The 14,805-nt window shown below is 68.8% G+C and carries 11 protein-coding genes; 2 read left to right on the top strand and 9 right to left on the bottom strand.

The features are described 5' to 3' along the window. Nucleotides 1-85 precede the first annotated feature (85 nt). From ACFYWY_RS35015 to ACFYWY_RS34995, 5 genes are all read right to left on the bottom strand, one after another. Nucleotides 86-1,333 carry a serine/threonine protein kinase gene (locus ACFYWY_RS35015; protein ID WP_389194510.1) on the bottom strand — a complete coding sequence of 416 codons (1,248 nt, stop codon included), beginning with the start codon at nt 1,331-1,333 and terminating at the stop codon, nt 86-88. A 164-nt stretch (nt 1,334-1,497) separates the two neighbouring features. Beyond that, complete coding sequence (locus tag ACFYWY_RS35010; RefSeq protein WP_389194507.1) at nt 1,498-2,541, bottom strand: CBS domain-containing protein; 1,044 nt, start codon at nt 2,539-2,541, stop codon at nt 1,498-1,500. Next, on the bottom strand, nt 2,541-4,367 hold the full coding sequence (locus tag ACFYWY_RS35005; RefSeq protein ID WP_389194505.1) for a DUF262 domain-containing protein: 1,827 nt from the start codon (nt 4,365-4,367) through the stop codon (nt 2,541-2,543). The genes ACFYWY_RS35010 and ACFYWY_RS35005 overlap by 1 nt, the downstream gene beginning before the upstream one ends. A gap of 570 nt (nt 4,368-4,937) precedes the next feature. After that, nucleotides 4,938-6,266: a class I SAM-dependent RNA methyltransferase gene (locus tag ACFYWY_RS35000; RefSeq protein WP_389194503.1), complete on the bottom strand. Its 1,329-nt coding sequence runs from the start codon at nt 6,264-6,266 to the stop codon at nt 4,938-4,940. A 102-nt stretch (nt 6,267-6,368) separates the two neighbouring features. Beyond that, complete coding sequence (locus ACFYWY_RS34995; protein WP_389194500.1) at nt 6,369-8,417, bottom strand: APC family permease; 2,049 nt, start codon at nt 8,415-8,417, stop codon at nt 6,369-6,371. A 172-nt stretch (nt 8,418-8,589) separates the two neighbouring features. Between ACFYWY_RS34995 and ACFYWY_RS34990 the strand changes: the two genes are divergently transcribed. Both ACFYWY_RS34990 and ACFYWY_RS34985 read left to right on the top strand, forming a co-directional pair. Then, on the top strand, nt 8,590-9,258 hold the full coding sequence (locus tag ACFYWY_RS34990) for a TrkA family potassium uptake protein (RefSeq protein ID WP_064071475.1): 669 nt from the start codon (nt 8,590-8,592) through the stop codon (nt 9,256-9,258). Beyond that, complete coding sequence (locus ACFYWY_RS34985) at nt 9,258-9,935, top strand: potassium channel family protein (protein ID WP_389194497.1); 678 nt, start codon at nt 9,258-9,260, stop codon at nt 9,933-9,935. Before ACFYWY_RS34990 ends, ACFYWY_RS34985 begins: the two co-directional genes overlap by 1 nt. Nucleotides 9,936-10,035: 100 nt before the next feature. On the opposite strand, the gene ACFYWY_RS34980 is transcribed toward ACFYWY_RS34985, so the two are convergent. The 4 genes from ACFYWY_RS34980 to ACFYWY_RS34965 are packed head-to-tail and all read right to left on the bottom strand — an operon-like array spanning nt 10,036 to nt 14,532. Beyond that, nucleotides 10,036-10,779: a DUF3159 domain-containing protein gene (locus ACFYWY_RS34980; RefSeq protein WP_389194494.1), complete on the bottom strand. Its 744-nt coding sequence runs from the start codon at nt 10,777-10,779 to the stop codon at nt 10,036-10,038. A 3-nt stretch (nt 10,780-10,782) separates the two neighbouring features. Next, nucleotides 10,783-11,199 carry an OB-fold nucleic acid binding domain-containing protein gene (locus ACFYWY_RS34975; protein WP_389194491.1) on the bottom strand — a complete coding sequence of 139 codons (417 nt, stop codon included), beginning with the start codon at nt 11,197-11,199 and terminating at the stop codon, nt 10,783-10,785. A gap of 55 nt (nt 11,200-11,254) precedes the next feature. Continuing rightward, the gene (locus tag ACFYWY_RS34970; RefSeq protein ID WP_389194488.1) at nt 11,255-11,941 is read right to left on the bottom strand and encodes a response regulator; all 687 of its coding nucleotides are present in this window, start codon (nt 11,939-11,941) and stop codon (nt 11,255-11,257) included. Between the two features lie 47 nt (nt 11,942-11,988). Next, nucleotides 11,989-14,532, bottom strand: coding sequence for an ATP-binding protein (locus ACFYWY_RS34965; protein ID WP_389194485.1), 2,544 nt, complete (start codon nt 14,530-14,532; stop codon nt 11,989-11,991). Nucleotides 14,533-14,805 lie beyond the last annotated feature (273 nt).

The raw sequence follows: 14,805 nt of genomic DNA, 5'->3' as shown, positions 1-14,805 counted from the left end.
CACGTAGTTCTCGCCTGCCACGGGCCTCGACGCACCGCGCCGGTCACCTCGTGGCCGCCCGTCCTGGCCTGCCTGCCCACTCACTTCACAGGGCCGGTTGCATCGCATACCTGGCCCTCAGCTCCTCGGCCACCTTCTGCGAGGCCGGCTTCCGGCCGGGCTTGCAGGGAGGCTCGGGCGGCGTCCGATCCGTGGGGCGGGAGCTCCGCGCATCCTCCTGACGCTTGTCCGGCGGTGCGACGGTGGACTCGGTGTCGGTCCCTTCCGCCTCCTCCAAGTCCGGAGAAGGCGGCTGCTCCTCGTCCTCGACTGGGTCCGGGCGGACAGGGCGGTCCAGCGGGCTGTCGTGACCTTCCTCGTCCACGACCAGGGTGTGCACGTCGAGCGCATCGCCGTACTGAATGGCGATGCGATCCCACACCGCCGGCGAAGGCCCTGTCGGGCCGTGCGCCCCAGACTTCCCGCCGGAAAGGGCCGAGACGTCGATCAGGGCGTACCGTGCCTCGACGGGTGTGAACCCCGCCCCCTTCATCAGCGCCACGCACTGGTCGGTGACCTCGGTGAGAGTGGGCCGGTCCTCCGGAGCATGGGCGAGCATCGCGGTGACCAGTGGGACGAGCGCCCCGGGCAGCCCGGAAAAGTCCGGCGGCTGGGTCTCGTCGGTCACCTTGGCGACAATCGCCGGCCAGCCGTTGCCGTCGTACGGGTAGCGGCCGGTCGCCGCGTACAGCAGTACCGTGCCCAGGCCGTACACGTCGGCCGGAGTCCTCACCCGGGATCGGCCGAGCGCCTGCTCCGGGGGCATGCAGCGCACCGTGCCGACGATCATGCCTTCCTGAGTGAGGGTGTCCTTTCCCGCATCCATGAACGCGCCCAGCCCGAAGTCGATCAGGATCGGGCCGTACTCGCCGAGCATCACGTTCTGCGGCTTGAGGTCACGGTGCAGCAAGTCGACGGCGTGCACCGCCTCCAAGCCTTCGGCGAGCAGCGCGCCGAGGCTGGCGACCAGCGGCACCGGGAGGGTTCCGGCGCTCTCCACCTGCTCGTGAACGGTCCGGCCGGGCACGTACTCGACGGCCATCCACGGCTGGTCGGCGTACGGGTCGGCGTCGAGGAAACGGGCCACCCGGTTGGTGCCGACGACCGTCCGGGCGATCAGCGCCTCCTTCTCGAAGCGCGCTCTGGTTGCCTGGTCGAGCTTGTCGTTCCTGATCACCTTCACCGCGACCGGGTCGCCGCCGGGTGAGTAGGCCAGATAGACCTGTCCCATGCCCCCCGCGCCCAGCTCGCGCTCAACCGTGTACCGGCCGATCTGCGTGGGCACCTCAGTCATCTATTACGCGTCACCCTCTCGTGCCCACCTGTCCGGGCACGTCACACTTTCACCGGAGGTTCACCCTATCGCTGCGGTCGGAGTGCCGTCAGGGCTTCCACCCCCCGACATGGGCGAATGCAGGGGGCTCGACTCGGCCGGGAGGATCGGCTCCCGGCCGATGCTCACCGTACGCAGTCCCGCAGCTGCCGGGCGAAGGACGTCAGCTCCCGCATGTCCTGCCGCGGCAGCGGATCATCGTCGAAGTGAGCGATCCGGTTCCTGATGGCCTGCACCCGCTGGAGATGATGGAGGAACTGGCCTCGGTCCAGTGACGGGCGGCCCAGGGCAGCCCAGTTCGCGTCCGCGCGCTGGGCCAGGGCGGGCTTCCTCTGCTGAGTGCCGTCGAGGAGCAGGACGTAGTCGCCGAACATCAGGTCCTCCACCTTGCCGGTGCGGTGTTCCGGCTTGCGGTTGGTGGCCTGCACGGCCGTGACGGCTTCGGTGTCCAGACGAGCCCCCAGCCAGCGCCGCAACAGTGACTCGATCTCTCCCAGGAGGAAGAAGGGCCGGGCGGTGTTCTGGAACCGACGGACGATCTCTTGGTACGTGACAATGCCGGATATACGGCCGTCCTGCCCCCGTACCAGCACGTACCCGTGATCGACGAGCATGGGCAAGCAGCTGAACAAATCCTCCCGGTTGTCGAACACCGGCAGCGACTCCTGCTGCATGGCGTTCTCCAGAGTCGTGTCCCAGCCGTTCTCATACATGAGTGCGATCGACTTCCAGGTCACCACACCATGGAGTTCGGTCATGTTGCTGACCACGGGGATCTGGTTGTAACCCTCGTACCGCATGAGGTAGGTGGCCTGGCTCAGCGCGGCGCCGCGGGAGACGCACTTCAGGCCGCCCACGGCCGAGGGGAGCTCGCCCAGAAGCAGGCGTTGAGGCAGCGCTCCCGGCGGCAGCGGATCGGCCGGGACGGCCGGGTCCTCCTCGGGCGCCACCGTAGGGGTGGCCGCGACCGGCACAAGTCGTACCCGAGCGAGGGTGGGACAGGTCGAGAAGTCAGGGAGCGTCGTCAGGCCGACGTCGGCCAGCGACTCGCTTATCTCCCGGATGATGCCCGCCTGCCGTACTCGCACCGCGTACAGGGCAAGCAGCTCGGACAGCGCGAGCTCCGCCCCCTTCAGGGCGATCAGCTGCGCCGACGTCGGTTTCTTCATCAGCGATCCCCCTCCTCGTCCGGGGTGCCGCGGACGACCGTGGTGCGCTTGCCCATGGCCTGGTACACCAGGTCTTCGAGTGCGGTGGCACGCGCCTCGAAGAACGCGACGTAGTCGTTGGCCCGCAGTGCTTTCGCATCGATGAGATGGGTCGAGATCACGTCGTCGAACCACTCGGGGCGCATGTCTGCCGCCGCTGCGAGGGGCTCCAGGTACGCGGCGGGAGCGCCGGTGAGGGCCTGGGCCGCGCGGAGCGAGAGCGGGGTCTTGTTGATGATGGAACCGGCCGGGTAGCTCTCGTCGAGGTTCCGGCGTACCCAGTTCCTCGGGAAGACCTGGCGGACGTCGACGCCGTACTCCACCAGTCGGCCGGGAGGCATCGGGCCGTCGGTGTAATACCAGTCCACGGCGCCCTGTCTGATCAAGAGCGCGATGATGCCCTTGTACGCGGCGCTGTTGCGGGTCTTGAGGGTGCGCAGACGCTCCGGGAAGAAGAAGGAGTCGGTGATCGTGTCGGGGACTTCGCCGTCATCGCGGACCCATGCGATCAGTTGCTCAACGTCACGGGTGAACCGGGTCTCGGTCGAGCCGCCGTACATCTCACCGAGGACACCGCACCAGTACCACTGCGTGATCTTTTGAGTCGCCTCGGGACTGTCGAGCTCGTCGCCGAGGATCGCCCGGACCGCGGCCAGCGGAACCACCTGGGTTCGGTACGGCAGGTCCGCCGCGTGGACGATGCACTGCGAGAACAGGAACCCGCCGACCCATTCGAAGGCATCCTTCAGACGCGGGGCGAGCTCCTCGAAGTCGTCCAGCGGGAGCTCCAGCAGGTCGCGCCGCTTGCAGGAGACACCCACCGTGGGGTCCAGCTGCTTGAGGTTCCAGGTCCGAACCAGGGCTACTGCCTGAAGGAAGTCACTGTTGCTCAGACCGTCGTCGAGGTCCACCTCAAGGCGTCCGAGCACCGGGTACCGTTCCGCGACGTGCTCCTTGATCGAGCGCCAGGCGGATGGAAGGTCGTAGTAGTCGCCCGTGCGGCTCGTGTACGCGCGATCCCCGGCGTACGTCGCGGTCAGCAGTTCGAAGACGTTGAGGGGGACGCCTCCGGTGTTGACGCGTTCGAAGACCGCGCAGACGGCGTCCATGGAGGTCGCCGAGGGCAGGTTGATCATCGGCACCTGGAACGACCTGACGGGGTGCAGCACTTGGTCCTCGAACTTCGCCCACAGATCGAAGTTCCGCTCCTCGTCGGCCTTCTCGTACTCGCGACGCCACGCGTTGACCCTCTGCGTGTCGAAGACAATCCGCAAGGGGAACAGCCCCGCGCCGCATTCACCCACGGTGTCGCTGAGGTCGTGCACGACCTTGCGCCCGAAGTCCCTGCGCAGGATCCGGTCCTCCGGCACCGAGACGATCGACTCGTCGCGGTCGGACGGCGAACCGGTCGCCTTCGCTATGTCGACGTAGTACCAGCGGCGAACCGACTTGCCGCGTGTGTCCACGGTCAGGACCGGCGCATCGGCGACGTACAGCGCCTGAAAGAGCGATGTCAGGCGTTGCTGGCCGTCCAGGAGCAAGAGGCTGGGATCACGCTCGGCGCCAAGCTCCGCACCCGTGAGCGGCCTGGTACGGAAGCGGGAAGCACCGCCGGTCTCCAGCGTCATCGTGACGCCCAGGGGGTAGTCGAGCGTCACCGTCGCGATGATGGCTCGGATACGGTCGTCGTCCCACTTCCATTCCCTCTGGAAGTCCGGAAGCTGAAGTCTTCCCGAGGCGATGTCACCGAGAAGTGTCTTGAGATTTGCGCTGTCCAGCCCTGCCACGTGCCCCGTACCCCACCCTCGCGTTCGTCGTGAACAAGGCATTGCACCAAAGGAAATCTGCACCGTCAACGGCCAATTGACGTCACGTCACATGGCCTTGAGCAGACGACCTGAGGTCGAGAGGCGGAAACCGGACAGAGACCCGCAGGATCCGACCAGAGGTCGTCCGCCGGCGCGCAGGAGCACCCGTCACGTCATTGGCAGCGGCTGGGAGCGGACGTAGTTGAGCTGGCCCGGACACGTCGGCGCTCTTCGGCTTCTTCTGCGCCAGGGCGGCGTGGGAACACCCGTCACGTCATCAGCGGCGGCTGGAAAGCGGAAGTACCTCGGCCGAACCTAAGGACGGGGCGACCTGCATCCGGCAAGGGAGACGGCAGAGCCCTACGCGCAGCATCAGCGTCAAGTGAGCGTCAGGAATTGTGAGCGGCACCCCTACAGCATCGTCGATGCGCTCATCGCGCCCCCACGAAACCGGTTGTCAGAACCCCCTCTGTGGGACAGGACCGCCGCTTCACCTGTTGCGTACTTGGAAACAGGTCACCTGAGCATAGGGGCTGGCGAGACCGCAGGTCATCGGGCTCTTTCAGCAGGCTCAAGGATCGCCACGCACTCCACGTGATGCGTCATCGGGAAGAGATCGAACGCCCGCAGCGTGCGCGGCCGGTAGCCCCCCTCGCGGAAGTACGCCAGGTCCCGCGCCAGCGCCGCCGGGTCGCAGGCCACGTACGCGATGCGCCGTGCGCCCAGGGACGCGAGGTGCTTCACCGTCTGCTTGCCCGCCCCCGCGCGCGGCGGGTCGAGCACGATCAGGTCCGTCTCTGTGATCCGGGTGCGCGGCAGGACCTGTTCGACCTTGCCCTGTTCGATGCGTACGCGCTCCAGGTCCTGCAGGTTGTGCCGGGCGTCCTCGACCGCGCGCTTGGAGGACTCGATGCCGAGCACCGCGCCCTTCTCGCCGACCCGTTCGGCGATCGCGCCCGCGAACAGGCCCACACCGCAGTACAGATCGAGCGCCGTCTCGCCCTTGCGCGGCATCAGGCCCTGCATCACGGCCTTGACCAGGATGTCGGCGGCCTGCGGATGCACCTGCCAGAAGCCGCCCATGCCGACGCGGTACGTACGCTCGTCGGCCCGCTCCCGTACGAAGGCCCGGCCGTGCACCCGGTGCACCCCGCCGTCGCGTTCGTCCACGCGCAGCACCGAGACCGGCTTGTCGAGCTCGACCAGCGGCAGCCGGCCGCCCGGGCGCGGGGTGAGGATGACCTGGCGGTCGCTCGAACCCGTCGCCGCGATCGCCTCGACCGACGCCATCTGCGGCCACTCGCGCTTCTCGATGCCCAGTTCACTCACGCCCGGAGCTGCGATCATGCAGTGCTCGACGGGCTCGACGTCGTGCGAACGGTGCTTGCGCAGCCCCGCCCGGCCGTCGGCGTCCACGGCGTACTGCACCCGCGTGCGCCACGCGGGCACCTCGCCCGCCGGCAGCTTGTCGCCCGGCGCCGGCATGACGGTGCCGTCCCAGCCGGCCTCCTCGGGCGTGAGACCCGCGAGCCGCTGCAGCTGCTCGGCGATCACCTCGCCCTTCAACCGCCGCTGCGCGCCCGGCTTGGCGTGCTGCCAGTCGCAGCCACCGCACTTGCCCGGGCCGGAGTACGGGCACGGAGCCTCGACGCGGTCCTTGGACGCCTCGATGATCCGTACCGCGTCGGCGCGCAGAAAGCGGGAGTCCACCTCGCCCTCGGTGACGCGGGCCACGATCTTCTCGCCGGGCAGCGTGTGCCGTACGAACAGCACCTGCCCCTCCTCGGTGCGGGCGATGCAGTGACCGCCATGCGCGACGGGGCCGACCTCTACCTCGTACTCCTCCCCGACCAGCGAAGACTCGGATGCGTTCTGCATGGCGGGGTGACTCCAGAGATCAAGGGGTGTAACGGAAAACGGCCGGACGACCAGCCCACCAGTCTACGTGCGCATCGTCCGGCCGCCCGCCACTCAGGTGGCTCAGCTCTTGGCGCTGGGCTCCTTGGGGCGCTCGTCCACCGGCCCGCGGCGCACCGAACCCGGCGCGTTCCACTCCTGGCGCTTCCTGGCCCGCTTCTTCGCGACCTCGGAGGACACCAGCTGGTACGGCACCGAGGTCACCATCACGCCGGGCGTGAACAGCAGCCGCCCCTTGAGGCGCAGGGCGCTCTGGTTGTGCAGCAGATGCTCGTACCAGTGCCCCACCACGTACTCGGGGATGACGACGCTGACCACGTCCCGCGGGCTCTCGCGTCGCAGCCCCTTGACGTACTCGATGATCGGCCGGGTGATCTCCCGGTACGGGGAGTCGAGGATCTTCAGCGGCACATTGATGCCACGCCGCTCCCACTCCGCGCGCAGCGCCTTGGTCTCGGCCGTGTCCACGCTGATGGAGAGCGCTTCGAGCTTGTCGACGCGCATCAGCTTGGCGTACGCGAGGGCCCGCAGTGTGGGCTTGTGGACCTTGGAGACCAGCACGATGGCGTGCACCCGGGACGGTCGGACGGTGTCGTCGCTCGGCTCGTCGGGGGCGGCGATCTCCTCCGAGACCCGGTCGTAGTGCCTCCGGATCGCGGACATCGTCCCGTAGAAGATCACCATGCCGAGCAGCGCGACCCACGCCCCGTGCGTGAACTTGGTGGCGAGCACGACGACCAGCACCAGGCCCGTGAAGAACGCTCCGAAGGTGTTGATCGCGCGGGAGCGGATCATGGTGCGGCGCTTGGCCGGGTCCTTCTCGGTCTTCAGATGGCGGTTCCAGTGCCGCACCATGCCGGTCTGGCTGAGCGTGAAGGAGACGAAGACGCCGACGATGTAGAGCTGGATCAGCTTGGTCGAGTCGGCTCCGTAGAGCCAGACCAGCAGGATGGCCGCGCCGGCCAGCAGCACGATGCCGTTGGAGAAGGCGAGCCGGTCGCCGCGGGTGTGCAGCTGGCGCGGCAGATAGCGGTCCTGCGCGAGGATCGAGCCGAGCAGCGGGAAGCCGTTGTACGCGGTGTTGGCGGCCAGGAACAGAACCAGCGCGGTGGCCGCGGCGAGCAGTACGAAGAAGAACGTGCCGTCGCCGAAGACGGCTGCCGCGACCTGGGAGATCACCGGGTTCTGGACGTAGTCGCCGCCGACCGGGACGCCGTTTTGAAGCAGGTCGTGCGCGGGCGTCTCTGCCATCTTCACATCGGTGGCCATGGCCAGGCCGATGATGCCGCAGAACATGGTGACGGCCAGGCCGCCCATCAGCAGCAGGGTGGTCGCGGCGTTCTTGCTCTTGGGCTTGCGGAAGGCGGGGACGCCGTTGCTGATCGCCTCGACGCCGGTGAGCGCGGCACAGCCGGAGGAGAAGGCCCGCAGCAGCAGGAAGACCAGCGCGAAACCGGCCAGCCCCTGGTGCTCGGCCTTGATCTCGAAGTCGGCGGTCGGGGCCTTCATGGTGTCGTCGAGGACGATGCCCCGGAACGCGCCCCACGCGATCATGAGGAAGACGGCGGCGACGAAGACGTACGTCGGGATGGCGAAGAGCTTGCCCGACTCCCTGACGCCGCGCAGATTCATCAGGGTCAGCAGGACGATTATCCCGATGGCACAGAGGACTTTGTGCTCGACCACGAAGGGGATCGCGGAGCCGAGGTTCTCCACTCCGGAGGAGATCGACACGGCCACGGTGAGGACGTAGTCGACGAGCAGGGCGCTGGCGACGGTGAGACCGGCCTTGGGGCCGAGGTTGGTGTTGGCGACCTCGTAGTCGCCGCCGCCGCTGGGGTAGGCGTGGACGTTCTGCCGGTAGGAGGCGACCACCGTGAACATCAGCACCACGACAGCGGCCGCGATCCACGGGCTGAAGTGGTAGGCCGACACACCCGCGATGGAGAGCACCAGGAGGACTTCGCCCGGTGCGTACGCCACCGAGGACAGCGGGTCGGACGCGAAGACGGGCAGTGCGATGCGCTTCGGGAGAAGCGTTTCCCCCAGCTTGTCGCTGCGCAGCGCCCTGCCGATCAGGATCCGTTTGGGCACGTCGGTCAGTTTGGACACGCAGAGGATCGTAAGCGTTCCGTATGGACGACGCCCACCCGCTACCCCCTCTCCCCCGTAATCTCCGTTGTCGCAGCACAAGGGGTCCCGGCACGGACCGCGTGTGTGTAGCTTGGGCCACGGTCTGAGACTGTTAAGCCTGAGCAGACCATTGACAGCCGGAAGGACGGTCGTGCACATCGTCATCATGGGATGCGGGCGAGTGGGAGCCGCTCTCGCGCAGACCCTGGAGCAGCAGGGGCACACGGTCGCCGTGGTCGACCAGGACCCCACGGCCTTCCGCCGCCTGGGCTCCGGGTTCGGCGGCCGCCGCGTCACCGGAGTCGGTTTCGACCAGGACACTCTGCGTGAGGCGGGGATCGAGGAAGCCGGTGCCTTCGCCGCGGTCAGCAGCGGCGACAACTCCAACATCATCGCCGCGCGGGTGGCTCGCGAGATGTTCGGCATCGAGAACGTGGCGGCCCGTATCTACGACCCGCGGCGCGCCGAGGTGTACCAGCGTCTTGGTATCCCGACAGTCGCCACGGTCCGCTGGACGGCCGACCAGATGCTGCGGCGGCTGCTGCCGTCCGGCGCTGAGCCGCTGTGGCGGGACCCGAGCGGCGGGGTGCAGCTGGCAGAGGTGCACACCTCGCCGTCCTGGATAGGGCACAAGGTCAGCAGGCTGCAGGAGGAGACGGGCGTGCGTGTCGCCTTCCTCACCCGGCTGGGGGAAGCGGTTCTGCCGACGTCGCAGACCGTGCTGCAGGAGGGCGACCTCGTCCACGTGATGATGCGTACGGACGAGATCGAGAAGGTCGAGGCGGCCTTCGCCGAGGGCCCTGAGGAGGGCGGTCACTGATGCGGGTCGCTATTGCGGGCGCCGGCGCGGTGGGCCGTTCCATCGCGGGCGAGCTGCTGGAGAACGGGCACGAGGTACTGCTGGTAGACAAGGCGCCTACCGCGATCTCGGTGGAACGGGTGCCGCAGGCCGAGTGGCTGCTGGCGGACGCGTGCGAGATCACGTCGCTGGACGAGGCGGCGTTGCAGCGGTGCAACGTCGTGATCGCGGCAACGGGTGACGACAAGGTCAATCTGGTCGTCTCGCTGCTCGCGAAGACGGAGTACGGGGTGCCGAGGGTGGTCGCCCGGGTCAACAACCCGAAGAACGAGTGGCTCTTCAACGAGTCCTGGGGCGTCGATGTCGCGGTCTCCACGCCGCGCCTGATGTCGGCGCTGGTGGAGGAGGCGGTGAGCGTCGGCGATCTCGTACGGCTCCTCCGCTTCAGCCATGGCGACGCGAACCTGGTCGAGTTGACGCTGCCGCCGGAGTCGGCGGTCGCCGGCACGCAGGTGGGCGACGTGGCCTGGCCGGAGGACACTTCGTTGGTCACGATCATCCGTGGCTCGCGCGTACTCACGCCGAGCGCGGAGGAGACGCTGGAGGCGGGCGACGAGCTGCTGTTCGTGGCGGCGCAGGCCCGCGAGGAGCAGCTGGAGGACCTGCTGTCGGTCCGCCGCGAGGACGCGACGAGCTGACGCGACCAGTCGGCCATACCAGCCGGCACGCTCCGTACGCGAAGGGGCCCGGGGAACCTCGTCGGTTCCCCGGGCCCCTTCGCGTGTGCCCGGACGGCGGCTACACCTCGCGCTGCGCCGCCTTGCGTTCCTTCTCGGCGCGTTCCTCCGCCTCCATCTCGGCGAAGACGTCGATCGGCGGCGGCGCCTTCGCCAGGAAGACCCAGGTCAGGTAGACCGCGAGCAGGAACGGCGGGATCTTCAGGGTGACCAGGACCCAGCCGAGCTGCTCGGTGTCCGCCCACCAGTAGAGCGGGAAGAGGATCGCGCACTTCGCGAGCAGGATCAGGCCCCACGCCCAGCTCGCCTTCGCGTACGCCTTCTTCCGGCCCGGGTTACGCGTCCGCCAGGAGAGGTTCTCCTTGAAGACCGGGCCCAGGATCAGGCCGATCAGCGGGACGCCCGCGATCGTCGTTGCGATGTACGCCACCGCCAGGCCGAGCGTGTAGAGCATGCCCGGCAGATAGAAGTCCTTCGCATTGCCCGTCATCATCGCGAAGACGACACCGAAGGCCACCCCGAAGACCCCGCTGAACGCGTGCTTGACGGTGTCCTTGCGGATCAGCCGGACCGCGACGAGCAGCAGCGAGAGCGCCAGGGCCGCGATGGCCGCGATGTGCAGGTCCTTGTTGATGGTGAAGATCGTGACGAACAGCAGTCCGGGAAGGACCGTCTCCACCATTCCGCGCACGCCGCCGAAGGCCTCGAACAGCGCCGCCTCCGTGACTGCTTTGGCGTCGCTCTCCTGCTGCTGGTGGTCGTGCGGTGTTGTCTGGGTGGGGGTCGGCTTGTCGAGAGACGTCACCGGCTACTCCTGTCCGAGCGGTCGGAGTTCGTATTTGGGGTTGAAGAGCACTCGGCGGCCGTGGCTCATCGAGATCCGGCCCGAGGCTATGAGCCTGCGGCCCGGTTCGATGCCCACGATGGACCGGCGGCCGAGCCAGACGACGTCCAGCGGGGCCGTACCGTCGAAGAGTTCCGCCTCCAGCGCGGGCACCCCGGCCCGCGGACGCAGGGTGACCGTGCGCAAGGTACCAGTCACCCGGACTATCTGGCGGTCGTTGCACTCGGCGATGCGGGTACACCCCGATGCCTCCGCGTCCTCCTGCAGTTCCTCGGACTCGAGGTCCTGCTGGGACGTGGAAAGCCGGTCGAGCATGCGGCGGAACCGGCCGACGGGCTTCGCCGGCCTCTCGGCCTTCTCGGAACGGGGTACGGCACTCATACAGAAAGCGTACCGGCCGCCACCGCCACCGGATCCGGCCGGATCCGGATCCGGATCAGCGCTCGAATCGGTATCCCATACCCGGCTCTGTGATGAAGTGCTTGGGGTGCGAGGGGTCGGCCTCCAGCTTGCGCCGCAGCTGCGCCATGTAGACCCGCAGATAGTTGGTCTCGGTGCCGTAGGACGGGCCCCAGACCTCCTGGAGCAGCTGCTTCTGGCTGACCAGCCGGCCGGTGTTGCGTACGAGGACCTCCAGCAGATGCCACTCGGTCGGGGTCAGCCGCACATCGCGCCCGTCGCGGTGCACCTTCTTGGCCGCGAGATCGACGGTGAAGCCCTCCGTCTCGACGATCACGGCGTCGTCGTCCCCGCCGCCGACGGGCTCCGCCCTGCGGACCGCGGCGCGCAGCCGGGCGAGCAGCTCGTCCATGCCGAAGGGCTTGGTGACGTAGTCGTCGGCCCCGGCGTCGAGCGCCTCGACCTTCTCGTCGGAGGTCTGGCGGGCGGAGAGGACCAGGATCGGGACGCGGGTCCAGCCGCGCAGGCCCTTGATCACCTCCACGCTGTCCATGTCGGGCAGCCCGAGGTCGAGCACTACGGCGTCGGGATGGCGGGCCGCGGCCAGCTGGAGCGCCGTCGCGCCGTCGGGGGCCGCGTCCACCTCGTACTTGCGCGCCTTCAGATTGATCACGAGGGCGCGTACGATCTGCGGCTCGTCGTCGACCACGAGCACCCGGGTCATTTGCGGGCCTGCCTTTCTGCTCTGCGCTGACGTCACTGTCGTCCCGGTCATGAAGTGACCCGGGCGGGGAGTTCGGGGCTGACCGGAGCGGCTCCGGGTGCTGCCCTGAGGGTGAGGACCATGGTCATGCCACCGCCCGGGGTGTCCTCCGCGGTAAGGGTGCCGCCCATGGCTTCGACGAAGCCGCGGGCGACCGCGAGACCGAGGCCCACACCGGCACCGCGTGGAGCGTCACCGTAGCGCTGGAACGGCTCGAAAATCCGGTCTTTCGCGTCATCCGGGACACCGGGGCCGCGGTCCGTGACCCGTACCTCGACGCGGTCGCCGAGGGCGCTCGCGGAGACGGTGACGGGTGTGGCGTCGGGGCTGTACTTGACGGCGTTCTCGACGATGTTGGCGACGGAACGTTCCAGCAGTCCCCGGTCGACGGCCACCATGGGCAGGGTCTCGGGGATGTCGAGCTCGACACTCTCCGCGGGCACCGCGACGAGCGCCATCGGGACGACCTCGTCGAGATCGGTCACCCGGATGAGCGGGGTGACAGTGCCGGTCTGGAGACGCGACATGTCGAGGAGGTTGCCGACGAGATGGTCGAGGCGGTCGGCGCCGGCCTCGATCCCTTCGAGCAGTTCCGCCTCGTCCTCGTCGGACCAGGCGACGTCGTCGGACCTGAGCGAGGAGACGGCGGCCTTGATGGCGGCCAGCGGGGTGCGCAGATCGTGGCTGACGGCGGCGAGCAGAGCCGTACGAATCCGGTTGCCCTCGGCCAGCCTGCGGGCCTCCTCCGCCTGGCCGACCAGCCGCTGGCGGTCCAGTACGACGGCGGCCTGGGCGGCGAAGGCGGCGAGCACCCGACGGTCCTCGGCGGGCAGGACGCGGCCGGAGAGGGCGAGCGCCATATCGTCGCCGACCGGCATGTCCACGTCCGCGTCCTCGGGGCGCTGGACGGAGCTGGGGCCGACACTGCCCGCGCAGGTCCACGGCTCGACCTCGCTGACCCGCTCCAGGAGCGCCACGGACTCCATGCCGAAGGTCTCGCGGACCCGCTCCAGCAGCGCGTCCAGGGTGGTCTCTCCCCGCAGCACGCTGCCGGCCAGGAAGGACAGGATCTCGGACTCGGCACGCAGCCGGGCCGCCTGATGAGTGCGGCGGGCCGCCAGGTCCACCACGGAGGCCACGGCGACGGCCACCGCGAAGAAGATCACGATGGCGACGATGTTCCTCGGATCCGAGATGGTCAGGGTGTGGGTGGGCGGCGTGAAGTAGTAGTTCAGCAGCAGCGAGCCGGCGGCGGCCGAGGCGAGCGCCGGCAGCAGTCCGCCGAGCAGCGCGGACACCACGGTCAGGAAGAGGAAGAGCAGGACGTCGTTGGCGAGCCCCAGGCTGTCGTCGAGGCTGGTCAGCATCAGCGAGAGCAGTACGGGGCCGACGACGCCGACCAGCCAGCCCGCGACGATCCGGGACCGGCCGAGCCGGGCGCCGCGGGCCACCGGCAGTCCCCGGCCCTTGCCCGCCTCGTCGTGCGTGACGATGTGTACGTCGAGGTCGGGACCGGATTCGCGGGCGACCGTCGCGCTGACGCCGGGCCCGAACATGTACTGCCAGGCCGGGCGACGGCTGGCGCCGAGCACGATCTGGGTGGCGTTGACTCCGCGGGCGAACTCCAGGAGCGCGGACGGCACATCGTCGCCGATGACGTGATGGAAGGTGCCGCCGAGGTCCTCGACGAGGGTCCGCTGGACGGCCAGTTCCTTGGGCGAGGCCGAGGTCAGCCCGTCGCTGCGGGCGATGTAGACGGCCAGCACCTCGCCGCCGGCGCCTTTCTCCGCGAGCCGGGCGGCGCGCCGGATCAGGGTGCGGCCCTCGGGGCCGCCGGTGAGGCCGACGACGATGCGCTCACGCGCCTGCCAGGTGGAGCGGATGTTGTGCTCGCCGCGGTACTGCTGGAGGTATTCGTCGACCCGGTCCGCGACCCAGAGCAGGGCAAGCTCCCGCAGCGCGGTGAGGTTTCCGGGACGGAAGTAGTTGGAGAGGGCCGCGTCGACCTTGTCCGACTTGTAGATGTTGCCGTGGGCCATGCGACGGCGTAGCGCCTGTGGCGACATATCGACAAGTTCGAGCTGGTCCGCCCGGCGGACGACCTCGTCCGGGACGGTCTCCCTCTGCCGTACGCCCGTGATCGACTCGACGACGTCGCCCAAGGACTCGAAGTGCTGGATGTTGACCGTCGATATGACGTCGATGCCGGCCGCGAGCAGTTCCTCGACGTCCTGCCATCGCTTGGCGTTGCGCGAGCCCGGCACATTCGTGTGAGCCAGTTCGTCCACGAGCGCGACGGCCGGATGGCGCTCGAGGACCGCGTCGACGTCCATCTCGGTGAAGACCGTGCCGCGGTACTCGATCTCACGGCGCTGGATCTGCTCCAGGCCATGGAGCATCACCTCGGTGCGCGATCGCCCGTGGTGCTCGACGAAGGCGACCACACAGTCGGTGCCTCGCTCCACACGGCGATGCGCCTCGGACAGCATGGCGTATGTCTTGCCGACGCCCGGCGCCGAGCCGACATAGATCCGTAGCTTGCCGCGCCCCATGGCCTCATTGTCTTTCAGACAGCTGTTCACACCGCCTCGACCCTACGGCCAAAGTTTCCGACATTCCGGGCATGGGGGCGGCCTCAGCTGCGTATTGACGCGATTCTGATGCAGCCTGTTCCCGGCGAGGCCGGACAGACCGGTGGGGGGCCCCCCCCCCCGGGGGGGGGGGCCCCCCCCCGGGGGGGGGGGGGGCCCCCCGGGCGGCCCCCCCCCCGGCGGGGGGGGGGGCGCGGGCCCGGGCCCCACCCCCCCGCCGAGCCCGGGGCCGCC

The sequence above is a fragment of the Streptomyces sp. NPDC002870 genome, from assembly GCF_042888505.1.
Taxonomy (GTDB): Bacteria; Actinomycetota; Actinomycetes; order Streptomycetales; family Streptomycetaceae; genus Streptomyces.
Note: the sequence above shows the minus strand (reverse complement) of the source record. Positions and strands in the feature narration are given on the sequence as shown.